The following is a 15,578-nucleotide window of genomic DNA, read 5'->3' as shown; positions in this document are numbered from 1 at the left end:
CGCGGGCCTCAGCCGTGGAGGGCCTGGAACACGTCGTAGACCATCCACGCGGGCCAGAAGATGCCCTGGAAGAGCACGAAGACGTACTCCCAGAACGTGTCGGCCTGCTGCCAGAACCAGACCCAGGCCCCGAACATCCCGAGGCAGTAGATGGCGCCGCTCCCGGCGGCGTTGGCGTGCTCCTTGGCCATGACGCGCTCCTCCTCGATCGGCGGTGCATCCGAGCGGCCCGGCGGCGCATGCTCGGCGGGCCGCGTCCACCCACGGCGACCGTACGACGCCCCACCGGACGACAGTAGGGGCGGAGGTCCCGCCGCGCCTTCGCTGCCGAGGTCGGTCGCCACCCTGCGTGACGTCCCCCGTCGCGAAGCCTGCATTGGAGGAACTGCCAGTCACCGGTGACTGCCATTTCCTCCAGAGATCGTCGTTCGGCGATGCGGAACCACTCTCCGAGGTGCGACCGGGACGGGACGCCGACAGACCGGACCGCCGACCGCATGCCGGCGGCTCGACGGATGCCGTCGGCGAAGGTCGAAGCCGGAGCGCCGGCTACGCCGGCGAACCATCCGGCCGGGCCCGAGCGGCGCCGACGCCGGCACGGACGCCGGCCGCCACGGCGGCGCCGGCGAGGGAGACGGCCAACAGGACGAGGGCGGCCAGGCGGAGGCCCTCGGCGAAGGCCGCCGCGTCGACCGCCGACGCGGCGGCGCCGGCGGTCACCGAGGTGGGCACGCCGCCGCCGGAGCGGTCGAGGGCCAGGGTCGACACGGTGATACCGGCCACGATGCCCAGGTTGCGCAGGGTGGTGAGCAGCCCCGAGGCGACGCTGGCGTCCTCGGCGGGCGCCGCCGCCAGCGAGGTGCTGGTGGTGAGGGTGAAGGCCAGCCCCTGGCCCAGTCCGCTGATGGCCAGGCCGACGAGGGCGGCGGTGACCTCGGACGACCCCGCCAGCGCCGCCACCGCGGCGAAGGACGCTGCGATCAGTAGTTGGCCGACCACGAGCGACCAGCGCTCGCCGAGGCGGCGGGTGATGCGGCCGATGCCGAGGCCGACCGCGGCGAAGGGCACCGAGTAGAGGAGGAAGGCGGCGCCAGCCTCGAGCGCGATCCAGCCGGCGACGTCCTGGAGGGCCAGGGTGAGCAGGAACTGGAGCGCCCCGAAGCCGACGTTGGCCAGCAGGGCGACGGTCACCGGCACCCAGAACGAGCGGCGCCGCCAGAGCACCGGGTCGACGACGGGCGGCGGCTCGGGCCGGCGCTCGCGTCGGGCGAACACGGCGGCGCTTCCCAGGGCGATGGTCGCCGCCGCGAGGGTCGCCGGCGCCAGCCATCCCTGGGTGCCGACGGTCTGCACCGCGAAGGTCAGCGCGGCGACGGCGGCGGTCACCGCCACGGCAGCGCGTCGGTCGAGCGCCGGCCGTGCTCCCGGTCGAGCCGGCGCGTCGTGCACCGAGCGATGGACGAGGACGAGTGCGATCAGCAGGGGCGGGAGGTCGGCGAGGAAGAAGTAGCGCCACGACCCGAGGTCGGTGAGCACCCCGCCGACCAGCGGCCCGACCGCGAGGGCGAGTCCGCCGACCGCCGACCACACCCCGACGGCCCGGGTGCGGAAGGGCTCGACCGTCCCCGCGCTGAGCGCCCCCAGCGAGGCAGTCATGAACAGCGCCATGCCCACGCCCTGCACGAGGCGGCCGAGGACGAGCACCAGGAAGGTCGGCGCCGCCAGGCAGGCGACCGTCCCGGCGAGGAAGCACCAGAGCCCGGCCAGCAGCAGGCGTCGGCGCCCCGCCGTGTCGGCCACCCGGCCGGCGACGATCAGCGGCGCCGCCGACCCCAGCGCGAAGGCGCTGACCACCCAACCGAGCAGCGCCTGGTCGACCCCGAGGTCGGTCCCGATCGCTGGCAGGGCGACTACGACGCCGGCGAAGTCGATGCTGAGCACCGCCACCGGCACGCAGATGGCGACGACCAGCGCCCAGTCCCCCCGCTCCCCCGTCGCTGTCGACTCCACCCTCGGACTATCGCAGCCCGGGCCACTCCGGACGGGGAGGAACCTTTCGGGCCGCCGTCGCGTCTAAGCCTTCGACATGGCGGGGATCCAATCAGCGGAGGAGTTCGCCGACCACTACCGCGCCGAGGCCACCGCATGCCTCGGTCTGGCCTACGCCCTGTGCGGTGACCGATCCCTCGCCGAGGAGGTGGTGGCTGATGCGTTTGCACGGACATGGCCGGCGTTCCAGGAGGGCCGGATCGACGACGTGCACGCCTACGTGCGGCGGGCCGTCGTGAACACGATGAACGGGCGGTTCCGGCGGCGCGCCGTCGAGCGCCGGCACGCGGCCCGCGAGGCGAACGAGGCCGAGCGGACGGCGTCGGGCGGAGCCGAGCGCGTCGTTGACCACGTGTCGTTGTGGCCCGCCCTTCAGTCGCTGCCGGCCCCGCAGCGGGCCGTGCTGGTCCTGCGTTTCCTCGAAGACCAGTCCGAACAGCAGACCGCCACGCTGCTCGGCGTCCGCGTGGGCACGGTGAAGTCGCGGACCGCCCGGGGGCTGGCCCGCCTGCAGGAACTGCTCGAGGAGGATCGATGACCGACACCCGACAGGCCCTCCGCCGGGCCCTGTCCGACCAGACCGCCACGGTGGACCTGTCGCCCTCGTTTGCCGACCGCGTCGGGGACGCCACGGCGCGCCACGCCCGCCGGCGGCGTCGTACGGCCCGCGTCGTCGCGGTGGCAGTGGTGGCCGTGCTGGCCGGCGGCGCGTTCGTCGCGCTCCGGGCCACGGGTGACAGCGCCCCCAACCGCGTGGTTGCCGGGCCCGATGGCGCGCCGTCGGAGACCTGGGTGTCCATGCCCGACGGGCCCCTCTCGCCGAGGGACTCTGCGCTGGCCTTCACCGTCGGCGACGAGGTCCTCATCTTCGGCGGGCGGGCCGAGCCCGGATGCCCGGCGGGTGCCGATTGCATCGCACCGGACGACCCGCCGCTGATCGACGGCGCCGCCTACGACCCAGGTTCCCGGACGTGGCGACCGATCGCCGACACCCCGGAACCGGTCCTCTCGGCCAGCGGGGCCGTCCTAGGCGATCGCCTCTACCTCTGGGCGACGATCCCTTGCCCGGCGAACGCCGACTGTACCCAAGCCACGTTCGAGACAATCCTCGTGTACGACCTCCGCGAGGACGCGTGGAGCCGCCTCGTGTACCCCGACCAGCCGGTCGCCGGTCTCCGCTTCGCCGCCGCCGGCGACCGGATCATCGCCTACCACTCGGAGGCCGGCGTCGGCGTGGCGGACCTCGCCTACGACCCCGCCAACAACACCTGGAGCGAGCTCCCCGTCGATCCTCTTCAGCCCGGGTTCGACCGCGTGGTGGTCCCCCACGACGGCAACCTCTACCTCTTCTCCGTTCCGACCCGGGCGAGCCGGCCGAGCCCCGACGACCCCGGCTACTACCAGACGACGGTGCTGGACGCCGGGGCCACCTCGTGGCGGAGGCTGCCGGACTCGGACCTCGTCGGCTTCTCGGCCACCTGGGCTTCCTTCGGCGACCAGATCATCAACCCCTTGCCCCCTGCACCCGCCGGAACGCCAGGTCGGTCGTTCCCACCGGGAGCGGCGTTCGACACGAGTACCGAAGAGTGGGCACCGCTCCCCGAGGCACCGGCGCCCACCGGTCCGTACCACGAGCTCGGCATCGTGCTCGGCGAGCGGTACGTGGCGTCCTACGGATTCGTCCTCGACCCGCTCGCCGGCACGTGGTCCGACCTACCCGTCCCACCCGACGCCGCCGACCAAGGCGCCGCCGCTGCCTGGGTGGGCGACACCCTCGTGGTCTGGGGTGGTACCGGTGACGGCGCGACCATCGACACCGGTGCCACCTGGACCGTCGGCGGATCGTCCGTCGACGCCGTTGATCCACCGACGGACGAGGGCGCCGGAGCGACGCCCGGTCTCCCCACCCCGGAGATGCAGGCGGCACTCGACGCCGGAGAACCCGTGGTGATCGACGACACCGGCGACGTGTACTGCGTGCAAGACGCCGAAGGCGGGTCGTGCGGGCGCCTCGATGATCCCGATCCAAGCGTCTCCCTGCGGTGGAACTACCGGGAAGGCAGCGGGACAATCATCGTGGTCGACGGTCAACGGCGTCTCGATCACCTCGAGGTCCTCGGCGCCACCGGTCGTGTGGTCCGGACCGTCGACGCAAGGGAAGACGGCCTGTACCTGAGGGCCTCCGCCACTCAGGTCCCGGACACGATCCGCGTCGTGGCTCGAGACGGCACCGTTCTGCGCACGCTGCACCCCGCAGCGATGGCCGCCGACAACCTCGACGCGGTCGCTTCTTCCGGCAGCGCCGCCGACTGACGTCGGGCGGGCACTACTCGGTGTCGGCGTCGTCCGGCGGGTCGGGCTCGTCGAACGCGAGCTGCCGATACGGCGGGGGCCGGTCGGGGTCGTTGTAGGGCCGCTTGCCGTGCACGGGGCACTTGGCGATCAGCTCCTCACGGGCGGGCTCGATCACATCACGGCCACCGCCGACCCGCCCGATGTAGCCCGCCGGCCAGGGGCCGACGAGCCGCTCGTCGCAGATCGGGCAGCGCGTCGACCTCCGCGGCACCCGCTCGACCGGCGATGCCACGACGTAGGACAGCGAGTCGCGGAGGCGCCGCCACCAGCCCGCCATCGCGTCAGCCTTCGTCCTCGGGGGCGTCGGTTGGCGGTCGGCGCCGGCGATCGATGGAGTTGAGCGGATCGGCTTCGTCGTCGGCCAAGAGCCGGACCCGGCGCTCGGTCGGGACGTTGTAGGGCGGGTGGCCGTGCACCGGGCAGGCCGCCACCAGCTCGTCGCGGTTCGGGCGGTACCGGGTACCGGCCCGGTGGCCCGTCAGGTACGGACCGTCCAGGCGGGCATCACAGATCGGGCAGTGCAGCCACGCCCTCGGCGCTCGCTCCGGCGTCCCGGCCCAGGCGTAGCGCGCGGCGGCCTCGAGCCCAGTCCTGATCCGATCCCAACGCCGGCCCACGCCGCCGACGCTACGCCCTCTCCGCCGTCGCGGATCAGCCGATGCCCTAGCCTCGCCGGCCATGAGCGAAGCGAGGGCCCGAGCGGCCCGGCGCCGCAGGCGACAGGAGCGGGAGACATGAGCGACACGGGGGAAGCAGGCGCACAGGTGGCAGCGGGGCGGGGCATGTACCCGGGATTCGAGGGCGTCGTGGGGCGCACGTTCGCCGGGTCCGAGGGGTGGTGGCCCGAGCGGGCCGAGCCGCCGGCCGACGCCCCCAACATCATCGTGATGCTGGTCGACGACCTCGGCTACGCCGACCTCGGCTGCTACGGGTCCGAGATCGACACCCCCAACCTCGACCGCCTCGCCGCCGGCGGCCTGCGCTACACGAACTTCCACGTCGCCCCGATGTGCTCGCCCACCCGGGCGGCGCTGCTGACCGGGCAGGAGTCGCACCGGGCCGGCGTCGGCTCGGTGGCCCACTCGGACGCCGGCTTCCCCGGGTACGCCATGGAGCTCGGCGCCAACGTCGTGACGATCCCCGAGCTGCTCCGTGAGCAGGGGTACGCCACGATGATGCTCGGCAAGTGGCACCTGGCGAAGGACTCGGACTGCTCGGCAGCCGGGCCCAAACACTCCTGGCCGTGCCAGCGGGGCTTCGACCGCTTCTACGGGATCCTCGACGCCTTCACCAACCTGCACCACCCGCACCGGCTGACACAGGACAACTCGCCGGTCGAGACCGATCAGTACCCCGAGGACTACTACCTCACCGACGACCTGACCGACCGGGCCATCTCGATGATGCGCGAGGTGAAGTCGTCCAACCCGGCGAAGCCGTTCTTCTGCTACTTCGCCCACCCCGCCGTGCACGCACCCCTGCACGCCCGGCCCGAGGACATCGCCAAGTACCAGGGCCGCTACGACGCCGGCTGGGACGTCATCCGCGAGCAGCGGTACGAGCGCCAGGTCGCCATGAGCCTCTTGCCGGACGGGACCCAGCTGGCGCCCCGCAACACCGAGGCCAACCACGACGTGCGCCCGTGGGACGAACAGTCCGACGCCGAGCACGAGCTCTACGCCCGCCACATGGAGGTGTTCGCGGGCATGGTCGACCGCATCGACCAGAACGTCGGTCGCCTCCTCGCCGCCCTCGACGAGATGGGCCAACTCGACAACACGCTGTTCGTGTTCCTGTCCGACAACGGCGCCTCCCGCGAGGGCGAGGTCACGGGCACCACCTCGTACTACGTGCACCTGCTCCAGGGCGACGACGTCGAGGCCGACCGGGCCCGGCTGGACCTCATCGGCGGGCCGCAGACCACCCCGCACTACCCGCGGGGCTGGGCGATGGCCGGCTGCACCCCGTGGCGGCTCTACAAGATCAACACCCACGCCGGCGGCCACTCGGTGCCGTTCGTGGTGTCGTGGCCGGCGGGCCAGCGGGCGGGGCGCATGGGTGGCGGGTCGGGCGACGCCTTCAGGGACCAGTACACCCACGTGACCGACCTGCTGCCGACGCTCGCCGACCTGCTCGGCATCGACGTCCCCACCGAGCGCAACGGCCACACCATCGACCCGCTCGCCGGCACCAGCTTCCTCCCGACCCTCGCCGACGCCTCCCTCCCGAGCGCCCATCACGAGCAGGTCTTCGAGAACAACGGCCACCGCGGGTTCTACCGCGACGGCTGGGAGATCGTCACCTGCCACCAGGCCATGTCGTCGTTCGACGACGCGGAGTGGGAGCTGTACCACGTGGCCGAGGACCGCACCGAGCTGCGCAACCTCGCCGCCGAGGAGCCCGAGCGCCTGCGGGAGATGATCGACGCGTGGGAGGCGGCGGCGTGGGAGAACCGCATCTACCCGCTCGACGAGGGCACGTCGATCAAGTACCTCGTGCGCCCGCCCCGGAGCGCGGTGTTCACCGAGGCGCCGGTCACCATCCCCGCGGGGACGGCCACACTCGAGCGATGGCGCTCGGTGCAGCTCATCTGGTTCAAGGCCTTCACGGTCGAGGTGGACCTCGGCGCGGGCGGCTACCAAGCGGGCGATCAGGGCTACCTCGTGGCCCACGGCGACCAGGGCGCCGGCTACGGGCTGTACGTCCTCGACGGCCACCTGCACTTCGTGCACAACGACGGGCGGGGCCACCTGCGCCGCCTCGACGGCGGACCCGTCCCCACCGGCGCCACCTCGGTAGTCGCCGACTTCGCGGCGCCGGGCGGCAACGTGTGGACGGTCTCGCTGTCGGTCGACGGCGACGCCCGCGGTTCGATCGAGGGGGTACCCATGCTGTTCGGTATGGCGCCGTTCGAGGGCATCAGCGTCGGACGGGACCCCCGCTCCCCCGTCGACTGGGACCTGAACCGCCGCTTCGGCTCGTTCGCGTGGACGGGGACGCTGTCGTCGGCGACCTACACCCCCGGCCCCGACGCCCCCGACGCCCCCAGCACCATGGTCGACATGCTCCGCGAGATCGGCCGCGCCTTCGAATAGCCGCCGGCGGCGGTCAGGGTGCCCAGCGGCTCAGGGTGGGGGTCGAGCCTTCGGGCAGGGTGAAGTAGGCGTCGCCGGCGGGCGTGAGGGCGACGGCCTCGCCCTGGGCCTCGACGGGAACGGGGCCGCGGCAGGGCTCGGTGGCGAGGGTGTCGGCCACCGACGTGCCCTCCGGGCGGGCGAACAGGTGCACGCCGCCGTAGGTGCGCACGGCGATGGCGTCGCCCGCCGGGCTCATGTCGGCGCCCGTGACGGAGGCGGCGATGGTCGGGCCCGGCCGGAACGTGCCGACCCGCTCCAGGGTGACCGGTACGGCCGGCGCCGCGTCCCAGCCCGCCACCGACCCCCGGTAGATGCCGACGGGGCCACCGGTGAGGGACTTCTCGATCACGTAGAAGCTGCCGTCCGTGCGGTCGACGAACAGCGCCTCGGCGTCGCGGGGGCCGTCGGGGTACTGGTAGGTGAAGGACTCGACGTCGTCGAGCCGCACCCGGCCGGCGCCGGCGGCGACCTCGGGCTCGCTCACGCGGTAGAGCGTGACGGCGCCGCGCACCGCGTCGTTGTCGCCGAAGTCGGCAACGTAGAGGGCGTCCCGGTCGGCGACGGGGTCCCCGGCGTCGTCGACGTCGGGCCCGAGGGCCATGTCCTCCCAGTCAGTGGCGCCGGCGCCCACCAGCTTGAAGGTGCCGAGGCGCCCACCGTCCTCGCCGAAGGCGAACACCCGGGCGGTGTCACCCGAGTCGTTGTGGGCCCACAGCACCCCCTCGTTGGCGCGGCTCACGGCAAGGCCCGACGCCTCGACCAGCGGCGCCACGTCGAGCCGCACCGTCTGCGGCGACTCGAGGAGGCCGTCGCAGGCCGCCTGGAAGATCGACGAGGCGCCGATCGGGCCGACCGTCGTCGGGGTCGGGTCACCCGCACCCCCGCCGGCCGTGGTGCTCGTGGCGTCGCCGGCCGCGGTCGTGGCCGGGCCGCCGGCGTCGTCCTGGCCGTCGCTCGAGCACGCCGCGCCGACCAGCACGAACACGGCGACGAGGGCGGCGGCGGGAACCAGGCGGTGACAGCGCACGACGTCGGACCCTACGCCAGCACGATCCGGTCGTTCTGCCAGCAACCCGCTGTCCGCCACGACAGGCTCGTGCTGGCAGAACAGGCGACTCGATGGACCGGTGATCCGCCCGGCGAGGACCCGACGAATGGGGACCGTCGCCGACCAAGGAGCACAGGAGCCATGAGCAACCTCGAGACCACCCAGCAGATCTACGAGGCCTTCGGGCGGGGCGACGTGCCCGCCATCCTCCAGCGCCTGGCGCCGGACGTCGCGTGGGAAGACTTCGCCGACAGCACCGCCCAGGCCGCCGGCGTGCCCTGGCTCGCCCGTCGTAACAGCCCGGACGAGGTCGGCCAGTTCTTCGGGCTGATCGGCAACGGGGACCTGGTGGTGTCCGATTTCCAGGTGCTCGGCCTGACCGGCGGCACGGGCGACAAGGTGGCCGTCGAGTGCGTGATCGAGGCCACGGTCGCCGCCACCGGGAAGACCTTCCGGGACGAGGAGCTCCACCTCTGGACCTTCGACGACGCCGGCCGGGTCGTGGCCATGCGCCACTACGTAGACACCGCCAAGCACATCGCCGCCTCCACCGACTGACCCCGCGGAGCGCGCGGCGGTCAGGCGTCGGCCTCGGCCTCGCCGAGGTAGCTGGCGGCCAGCAGGTGGTGGTCGGCGGCGAGGTCGGCCGCCGTGCCCTCGGCCATGACCTCGCCGTGGTTCAGCACGTAGCCGCGATCGGCGACGTGCAGCGCCACGGCCACGTGCTGTTCGACCAGCAGCACGCCGGTGCCGAGCTCGTCGGCGATGCGACGCACGACGGGGACGAGGCGCTCGACGATCACGGGCGCGAGCCCGAGGCTCATCTCGTCGACCAGCAGCAGCTTGGGCCGGCGCACGAGCGCCCGGGCGAGCGCCAGCATCTGCTGCTCGCCACCGGACAACAGCCCCGCCTTCCGGTCGAGCAGCGCCTCGAGCGCGGGGAAGTACTCCAGCACCTGGGCCAGGGACGCCCCCCGCCGGTCCCGGGCGCCGCCGACGGCGAGGTTCTCCCGCACGGTCAGCTGCGAGAACAGGGCGCGGTCCTCGGGCACGTGGGCCACGCCCTGCCGGGCGAGGCGGTGCGGGCGGGTGCTGGGCGTGACGGGCTCGCCGAGCACCTCCACCTCGCCACCGAGCGCCGGCAGCAGGGCCGAGACGGTGAGCAGCGTCGTGGTCTTGCCGGCCCCGTTCGGCCCGAGCAGGGCCACGACCTCGCCAGGGGCGACTTCGAGCGAGAGGCCCCGCACGACGGGAACGCCGTCGTAGCCGGCGACCAGCCCGCGCAGCGCGAGCACGGGCGCCGTCACCGGGCACCTCGAGATCGGCCGGGGCCGAGACCGGGCCGAGGGGAACGGCCACGGTCGCTCCCCGGTCGGGGTCGCTCAGTCCCTCGTGACGCCGGCACGACGGCCGGCGCACCGCACCGCGAGACGGCGCCCGACGTCGTCACTGGCCGACTCCTTCGCCCAGGTACGCCGCCACCACGGCGGGGTCGGCGCGCACCGCCGCCGGCGGACCCGAGGCGATGATCCAGCCCGCGTCGAGCACGTGCACCTCCTCGCAGGTGCCGAGCACCAGGCCCATGTCGTGGTCGACCAGCAGCACCCCGATCCCGGCGTCCGCCATGGCCACCACGTGGGCGCCGAAGCGGCGGCTCTCCTCGGTGTCGAGGCCGGCGGCGGGCTCGTCCAGCAGGACGAGCCGGGGGCGAGCGGCGAGGGCGCGGGCGACGCCGACGAGCTTGCGCTGCCCGAGGGACAGCTCGCTCGGGTGCGCGCCGGCCAGATCCGTGAGGCCGACGACGGCCAGCGCCTCCTCGACCGTGTCGGCCCCGTGGTGGCGCTTCGGCCGGAAGACGTCGGCCACCACCGAGCGCAGCCCCTCCGGAGCGACCGCGACCAGGCAGTTCTCGGCGACCGTGAGGTCGTCGAAGAGCTCGAGGCTCTGCCAGGTGCGGGCGAGGCCCGCACGCGCCCGGCGGTGCGGGGCGAGGCCCTCGATGGCGCGACCGGCGAAGCGGATGGTGCCGCGGTGGGGCACGTTGCCGCAGACCGCGTCGATGAAGGTCGTCTTGCCGGCACCGTTGGGGCCGATCAGCCCGACGATGGCGCCGGCACCGACGGCCAGCGACACCCGGTCGAGGGCGTGCACCCCGCCGAAGGTGACCCCCAGGTCGACCACGTCGAGCAGCGCTCCGTCCCCCTCCCCCACGGGGCAGGGTCTAGCACCTCGACGGTCAGGCGGCGGTGCCGTCGCTCTCGGCTCGGCGGGCGGCGAGCTGCTCGCGGCTGGGGATGGTGCGGGCCGCGGCCTTGGGGGCCAGCAACCGGTAGATGGTGAAGAACACGATCGCCATGGCGCCCGCGAGCGCCGCCCAACGCAGCGCCGGCGTGGACGAGTCGGTGCCCGCGGTCAGCAGGTGGACGGTGGAGGAGACGGCCACGACGTAGCTCGTCAGGTGGATCGAGTGCCACACGTTCTTGGGGATCTTCTTCATGAAGAGCGACGTGCCCTCGACGAGCAGGAGGAACCAGAAGGCCACGACGCCCCACGTCACGGCGCCCGGCTTGTACTCGGTGGAGGCCATGGGCACGAACAGCTCGGCCCAGCTGTAGTGCAGGTAGTTGTCGCCCACCAGGGAAACGAGGTGCACGCCCACGAAGGCCACGGTGAGCGCACCCAGCCAGCGGTGCAGGTCCAACAACCAGGGCGCCCGGGGCTTCGGCCCGAGGGCCCGGGTCGAAAGGGCGAGGCCCCACAGCACCGAGGCGATGGCGAGGAACCAGGCCACGATGCCCGACGACCGCGCCATGTACCACCAGAAGTGGTTCTCCATCGTCGTCCTCCCGTGCTTCGTCGCGAACGCTAGCTGCCGCTGCTGCGGGTCACCGGCGCCGGGGCCAGCGACGTTGCGGGCACCGGGGCCGGTGACGAGGTGGCGGCACGGCCGTCCGTGGGGGTCGACGCCGAGGCCGCCGGCCCACCCGGGGCGGCGGCGACGGCGCCATGGGGCAAGGCCATCGCCGCGACCATCCCGAAGGCGGCGGTGCCGGCGATCCCGGCCGTGATGATCCGGGCTCGGGCAGCGGCGTGCGGGCGGCGCTTGGCGGGGTTCGGGCGTGCGGCCCGGGGACCGGCGGAGGGCCGGGAGGTCGAGGCCGGTGCGGGATCAGTCATCGTCGTGGTCCTCGCCGTGCTCGCCGTCCTCGTGCTCGCCGTCCTCGTGCTCGTCGCCGTGCTCGTCGTCCTCGTGCTCGTCGTCGTCATCGGAGAACGTGGAGACGACGTCGTCGAGCGCGGTGCCGGTGCCCTGGTCGACGGTGGCGGCGCCGGAGGCCGTCACCCCGCTGACCGCGGCGGTCGGCGCCGGGGTGGCGCCGGCGCCCAGGAACCCGAAGTTGAGGGCGAGGGCGGCGACGGCGGCGGCGATCACACCGGTGATGCTCACCGACAGGGCGAGGGCCTTGGGGCGATCCATGAGGCGTCCTTTCAGGGGCCGAGGGGAGGGGTCGTGGTGACCTGCTCCTCACGGTACGGAGGGCCCCTCCAGGCACGGGTCAGGCCCGTGCCAAGGAATGGCAAAGTCTCAGACGACCGCCGCAGCCGTCGTGGTTCCCCGGTGGCTCAGCCCGCGAACAGGCTGCCCAGCGCCCACACCGCGGCGATGCCGCCGAGCACCGCCATCACCACGCTGCGCCCCACCGGGGCACGCTCGAGCTCGCCGTCCTTGGGGGCCTCGGGCGGTCGCACCAGTGCGAGCACGTTGCCGACGCACAATGCGCCGCCGATGGCCAGCACCAGCCACGCCAGCAGGTCTTCACCCAGGAACACCGGCGACCTCCGGGGACGCGACGGGGGGACGATCAGGGCCGAACAGCACCACCACGCCGGCGACGACGATGAGGATGCCGCCGGCCACGGTACCCACCGTGAGCCCCTCGCCCAGCAGCCACCAGCCGAAGAGCACGCCGGCGGCGGGCTCGAGGTACGACAGCACCCCGGCCTCGGTGGCCGGGACCCGGGCCAGGCAGCTGTAGTAGATGGCCAGGAAGAGCCCGGTCAGCACCACCCCCAGGACGAGGAGCAGACGCCACTCGGCGGCGTCGGGCGCCGACGGGTCACTGGCCACCGTGAAGGGGACGAGGACCACGGTGGCCACCGACATCTCGACGAGGGCCACCCGCACCCCGCCGTGCTCCTCGGCCACGGGCTTCATCAACAGGACCAGGCCGGCGTAGGACACCGCGGCGAGGAAGGCCAGGACGAGCCCGGCGGTGGTGGTGCCGCTGCCACCCGGCGCCCCGACCACGAGAACGGACCCGGCCAGGCCCAACGCGAGGCCCACCACCGTGCGGCGCGCCACCCGCTCTCCGAGCAGGACGGGTGCCGCCACGGCGAGGAAGACGGGGGCCAGGAAGGTGATCAGCAGCACGGTGCCGACGGGCGCGCGCTTGAAGGCGGCGAAGAAGCAGACCCAGTGCGCGGCGACGAGCACGCCGCCCAGAGCCGCCCGCAGCAGTGAGCGCCGGTGGAAGGCCGCTCCGGGCAGCCAGCGCCGGCCGAGCAGCAGCGCCAGGGCGAGGGTGGGCACGGCGATGGCCGTGCGGGCCTGGACGATGGCCACCGCCGGGAGGTCGACCTCCTTGACGATGACCCCGACCGTGCCCCAGGCCGCCGAGATGGCGGCGATGCCGAAGCCCGCCGGTCGCGAGGCGGGCGGTGCGGTCACGGCGTCGCTCCGCCCGGGCCCGGGCGCGCAACGACCCCGCCGGGGGCGGGGTCGAGGGGACGGGAGCGGGGCGAAGGCCGCTGAGTGCCAGCACCCTGGGAAAGCGCTGGTGGCGATGCAAATGGAGAGAGTGCGACCTCCGCCCCGTGTCCGTTGGTACCGGCGGGGGCGAAATCCACCGGCAGTAGCAATGATCGGCGGAGGTGTCGGGTCACTGAAGGAAAACCTCACGCAGAGTGACGGAAAAGTTCATCCTCCGTCGGATTCGGTGGTGGTCGTCGATGCGTCCTCGTTGGGGAGGAAGCCGCCATCGGGCTGGGCGGGTGCCCGGTCCCCCGTCTCCGGGGGGCGCAGGTCGCCGGCGCGCACGTCGCCCGTGACCGAGGTGGCCTCGGTGACGTCGACCGCTTCGTCCCGTTCGATGCGCAGAAGGGTGAGGGCGCCGGTGTCGTCGTCGAAGCAGAACCGTGCCGAGGTGCCGTAGGGCGGCGCCGGCAGGGGCCGGACCTGGTCGAGGTCGAAGCAGTCGCCGTCGGCCGTCACGGAGTACAGGGGGAGGTCGCCGCCGAGATAGGTGGCCAGGGCCTCGACCTCGTCGGCGACGAGTCCCCGGTAGGACCGCTCGGCGCGGCCCGTGGTGCAGCGGTAGCGGTTGGCCTCGGTGACCCGGCAGAGCGTGACCTCCGGGCCGAGGCGGGCTGTCACCGACCCCAGGCTCCGCTCGAGGCGGTCGGGAGGATCCTGGGCGACGCTCGACTCGGCGGTGAAGCCCTCCCCTCCGGGAAAGGTGCGCTGGAGGGTGGACTCGACCACGAAGGTGCCGAGGCGGCTGCGCTCGAACGCGGCGAGGAAGTCCCCGGCGTCCTGGGCTCGCTGTTCGGCTTCGTCGGCCGCCTGGTCGCCCGCGTCCCCGGACCCGTCGACCTCGCCGGTGGGGTCGGTGGGCGCGCCAGCCTCGTCGTCGAGGACCCCGGAGGCGATCAGCGCGCCCGTTGCCAGTGCGCCCACCGCCACCCCGGCGACGACCCAGACCCCGAACGGCACGCGCACCGCTCCATCATCGCCCGCCGGGGCGCGAAGCTGGAGCCATGGCGTTCCACCACGTGGCCCTGGCCACCACCGATCTCCCCGCCACCCACCGCTTCTACACCGAGGCCATGGGCTTCGCCCTGGTGAAGGCCGTGGTCGCGCCCACCCCCGAGGGTGGAGGAGGTTGGGCCAAGCACGTCTTCTACGACACCGGGGGCACCCACCAGCCCGGTGCGGCCACCGAGGGCGGCGAGCTCCTCGCGTTCTGGGAGATGAACGGCCCGTCGGCCCCCGCGTTCGACCCGGCCATGTCCACCAGCCACGGCCTGCCCGTGTGGGCCAACCACCTGGCCTTCTTCGCCCGGGACCGCGACGACCTCGAGGCCCGCAAGCTGCACTGGCTGGCCTGCGGCCACGACGTGGCCGAGATCGACCACGGCTTCTGCGTGTCCGTCTACACCACCGACCCCAACGGCACGATGGTCGAGTGGTGCGTCGACACGCGCCCCCTCGACGACGACGACCGGGCCCACGCCGAGGCCCTGTTGGCCGACCCCTCGCCGGCGCTGGAGGACCCGCCCGAGCCCCAGTTCTTCCTCGCCGCCGAGCACGCCGCCACGACCTGATAGACACTCGCCGCACCCCGGCGTCAGACTCCCGAAAGGCGGATCGCCGTGCTCCTCGCCTCACTCCAGCAGACCGACAACCTGTACCGGTTCCTGGTCTTCCTGCACGTGCTCACCGTGATCGTCGGCTTCGGGTCGACCTTCGTCTATCCCCTGCTCGGCAACGAGGCCAAGAAGCACCCGGGCCTCGAGGCCAAGGGCATCAGCAACGCCAACCTCCTCGCGGGCCAGCGCCTGACCGAGCCCGCCATCTACGCCGCCGGCGCCCTCGGCGTGGTGCTCGTCTTCGTGGGCCCCTTCGAGTGGGAGGACCCCTGGGTCGGCCTCAGCCTCGTGATCTACGTGGCCGCGCTGTTCTTCTCGCTCTTCGTGCACCAGCCCAACCTCAAGCGCATGGACGCGCTGGTGAACGAGCTCGCCGCCATGGGCCCGCCCCCCGAGGGTGTCGCCGCCGGCGGCCCGCCCCCCCAGGTCGTCGAGATGGAGCAGCGGGGCAAGGCCGCCGCCCGCAACGGCGGCATCCTGCACCTCGCCTTCGTCGTCATCCTCGTGCTGATGGTGTTCGGCGCCCGCGGCGGCTTCGCCTAGCCCGAACGGGCCCCGGC

The 15,578-nt window shown here is 73.3% G+C and carries 19 protein-coding genes; 6 read left to right on the top strand and 13 right to left on the bottom strand.

Annotation, left to right across the window (positions count from 1 at the left end; genetic code table 11):
* Positions 1-8: 8 nt before the first annotated feature.
* Positions 9-191 (bottom strand): hypothetical protein, encoded by a 183-nt coding sequence (locus JNK12_04555; protein MBL8775173.1) that lies wholly within the window; start codon positions 189-191, stop codon positions 9-11.
* Positions 192-549: 358 nt separating this feature from the next.
* Positions 550-2,010: an MFS transporter gene (locus JNK12_04550; GenBank protein ID MBL8775172.1), complete on the bottom strand. Its 1,461-nt coding sequence runs from the start codon at positions 2,008-2,010 to the stop codon at positions 550-552.
* Between the two features lie 76 nt (positions 2,011-2,086).
* Here JNK12_04550 and JNK12_04545 point away from each other — a divergent pair, with 76 nt between their 5' ends.
* Positions 2,087-2,587 (top strand): SigE family RNA polymerase sigma factor, encoded by a 501-nt coding sequence (locus JNK12_04545; GenBank protein ID MBL8775171.1) that lies wholly within the window; start codon positions 2,087-2,089, stop codon positions 2,585-2,587.
* Positions 2,584-4,362 (top strand): hypothetical protein, encoded by a 1,779-nt coding sequence (locus JNK12_04540; GenBank protein ID MBL8775170.1) that lies wholly within the window; start codon positions 2,584-2,586, stop codon positions 4,360-4,362. The genes JNK12_04545 and JNK12_04540 overlap by 4 nt, the downstream gene beginning before the upstream one ends.
* Positions 4,363-4,375: 13 nt before the next feature.
* Here the strand turns inward: JNK12_04540 and JNK12_04535 are convergent, their stop codons facing one another.
* Positions 4,376-4,681, bottom strand: coding sequence for a hypothetical protein (locus JNK12_04535; protein MBL8775169.1), 306 nt, complete (start codon positions 4,679-4,681; stop codon positions 4,376-4,378).
* A 4-nt stretch (positions 4,682-4,685) separates the two neighbouring features.
* On the bottom strand, positions 4,686-5,021 hold the full coding sequence (locus tag JNK12_04530; protein MBL8775168.1) for a hypothetical protein: 336 nt from the start codon (positions 5,019-5,021) through the stop codon (positions 4,686-4,688).
* Between the two features lie 117 nt (positions 5,022-5,138).
* Between JNK12_04530 and JNK12_04525 the strand changes: the two genes are divergently transcribed.
* The gene (locus JNK12_04525) at positions 5,139-7,499 is read left to right on the top strand and encodes an arylsulfatase (GenBank protein ID MBL8775167.1); all 2,361 of its coding nucleotides are present in this window, start codon (positions 5,139-5,141) and stop codon (positions 7,497-7,499) included.
* Positions 7,500-7,512: 13 nt separating this feature from the next.
* Here the strand turns inward: JNK12_04525 and JNK12_04520 are convergent, their stop codons facing one another.
* Entirely contained in the window at positions 7,513-8,568 is a 1,056-nt protein-coding gene (locus JNK12_04520) for a hypothetical protein (protein MBL8775166.1), read from the bottom strand.
* Between the two features lie 162 nt (positions 8,569-8,730).
* On the opposite strand from JNK12_04520, the gene JNK12_04515 reads away from it, so the two are divergent.
* Complete coding sequence (locus tag JNK12_04515) at positions 8,731-9,147, top strand: nuclear transport factor 2 family protein (protein ID MBL8775165.1); 417 nt, start codon at positions 8,731-8,733, stop codon at positions 9,145-9,147.
* Between the two features lie 20 nt (positions 9,148-9,167).
* Here JNK12_04515 and JNK12_04510 read toward each other — a convergent pair whose 3' ends face one another.
* The 8 genes from JNK12_04510 to JNK12_04475 form a co-directional block, all read right to left on the bottom strand.
* Complete coding sequence (locus JNK12_04510) at positions 9,168-9,896, bottom strand: ABC transporter ATP-binding protein (protein ID MBL8775164.1); 729 nt, start codon at positions 9,894-9,896, stop codon at positions 9,168-9,170.
* 139 nt (positions 9,897-10,035) lie between these two features.
* Positions 10,036-10,779, bottom strand: coding sequence for an ABC transporter ATP-binding protein (locus tag JNK12_04505; GenBank protein MBL8775163.1), 744 nt, complete (start codon positions 10,777-10,779; stop codon positions 10,036-10,038).
* A gap of 46 nt (positions 10,780-10,825) precedes the next feature.
* A complete protein-coding gene (locus tag JNK12_04500) occupies positions 10,826-11,425 on the bottom strand; it encodes a ferric reductase-like transmembrane domain-containing protein (GenBank protein MBL8775162.1) in 600 nt (199 codons plus the stop codon).
* Positions 11,426-11,454: 29 nt separating this feature from the next.
* Positions 11,455-11,766, bottom strand: a complete 312-nt coding sequence (locus JNK12_04495; GenBank protein ID MBL8775161.1) for a hypothetical protein — start codon at positions 11,764-11,766, stop codon at positions 11,455-11,457.
* Positions 11,759-12,067, bottom strand: a complete 309-nt coding sequence (locus JNK12_04490) for a hypothetical protein (protein MBL8775160.1) — start codon at positions 12,065-12,067, stop codon at positions 11,759-11,761. The genes JNK12_04495 and JNK12_04490 overlap by 8 nt, the downstream gene beginning before the upstream one ends.
* Before the next feature lie 146 nt (positions 12,068-12,213).
* Complete coding sequence (locus JNK12_04485; GenBank protein ID MBL8775159.1) at positions 12,214-12,420, bottom strand: hypothetical protein; 207 nt, start codon at positions 12,418-12,420, stop codon at positions 12,214-12,216.
* The gene (locus tag JNK12_04480; protein MBL8775158.1) at positions 12,407-13,318 is read right to left on the bottom strand and encodes an EamA family transporter; all 912 of its coding nucleotides are present in this window, start codon (positions 13,316-13,318) and stop codon (positions 12,407-12,409) included. Before JNK12_04480 ends, JNK12_04485 begins: the two co-directional genes overlap by 14 nt.
* Positions 13,319-13,567: 249 nt before the next feature.
* The gene (locus tag JNK12_04475; protein MBL8775157.1) at positions 13,568-14,368 is read right to left on the bottom strand and encodes a hypothetical protein; all 801 of its coding nucleotides are present in this window, start codon (positions 14,366-14,368) and stop codon (positions 13,568-13,570) included.
* Positions 14,369-14,406: 38 nt separating this feature from the next.
* Here JNK12_04475 and JNK12_04470 point away from each other — a divergent pair, with 38 nt between their 5' ends.
* Together JNK12_04470 and JNK12_04465 are read left to right on the top strand one after the other, a co-directional pair.
* A complete protein-coding gene (locus JNK12_04470; GenBank protein MBL8775156.1) occupies positions 14,407-14,973 on the top strand; it encodes a VOC family protein in 567 nt (188 codons plus the stop codon).
* A gap of 48 nt (positions 14,974-15,021) precedes the next feature.
* Positions 15,022-15,561: a DUF2269 family protein gene (locus JNK12_04465; protein ID MBL8775155.1), complete on the top strand. Its 540-nt coding sequence runs from the start codon at positions 15,022-15,024 to the stop codon at positions 15,559-15,561.
* Positions 15,562-15,578: the final 17 nt, after the last annotated feature.

Source organism: Acidimicrobiales bacterium (assembly GCA_016794585.1).
Taxonomy (GTDB): Bacteria; Actinomycetota; Acidimicrobiia; order Acidimicrobiales; family DATDAH01; genus JAEUJM01.
This window is presented reverse-complemented; position numbering and strand designations above follow the sequence as displayed.

Bases quoted from the DNA above. Each gene is read 5' to 3' on its own strand.
- JNK12_04555 (MBL8775173.1), bottom strand. From the start codon at position 191: ATGGCCAAGGAGCACGCCAACGCCGCCGGGAGCGGCGCCATCTACTGC.
- JNK12_04545 (MBL8775171.1), top strand. From the start codon at position 2,087: ATGGCGGGGATCCAATCAGCGGAGGAGTTCGCCGACCACTACCGCGCC.
- JNK12_04540 (MBL8775170.1), top strand. From the start codon at position 2,584: ATGACCGACACCCGACAGGCCCTCCGCCGGGCCCTGTCCGACCAGACC.
- JNK12_04535 (MBL8775169.1), bottom strand. From the start codon at position 4,681: ATGGCGGGCTGGTGGCGGCGCCTCCGCGACTCGCTGTCCTACGTCGTG.
- JNK12_04525 (MBL8775167.1), top strand. From the start codon at position 5,139: ATGAGCGACACGGGGGAAGCAGGCGCACAGGTGGCAGCGGGGCGGGGC.
- JNK12_04515 (MBL8775165.1), top strand. From the start codon at position 8,731: ATGAGCAACCTCGAGACCACCCAGCAGATCTACGAGGCCTTCGGGCGG.
- JNK12_04500 (MBL8775162.1), bottom strand. From the start codon at position 11,425: ATGGAGAACCACTTCTGGTGGTACATGGCGCGGTCGTCGGGCATCGTG.
- JNK12_04495 (MBL8775161.1), bottom strand. From the start codon at position 11,766: ATGACTGATCCCGCACCGGCCTCGACCTCCCGGCCCTCCGCCGGTCCC.
- JNK12_04490 (MBL8775160.1), bottom strand. From the start codon at position 12,067: ATGGATCGCCCCAAGGCCCTCGCCCTGTCGGTGAGCATCACCGGTGTG.
- JNK12_04470 (MBL8775156.1), top strand. From the start codon at position 14,407: ATGGCGTTCCACCACGTGGCCCTGGCCACCACCGATCTCCCCGCCACC.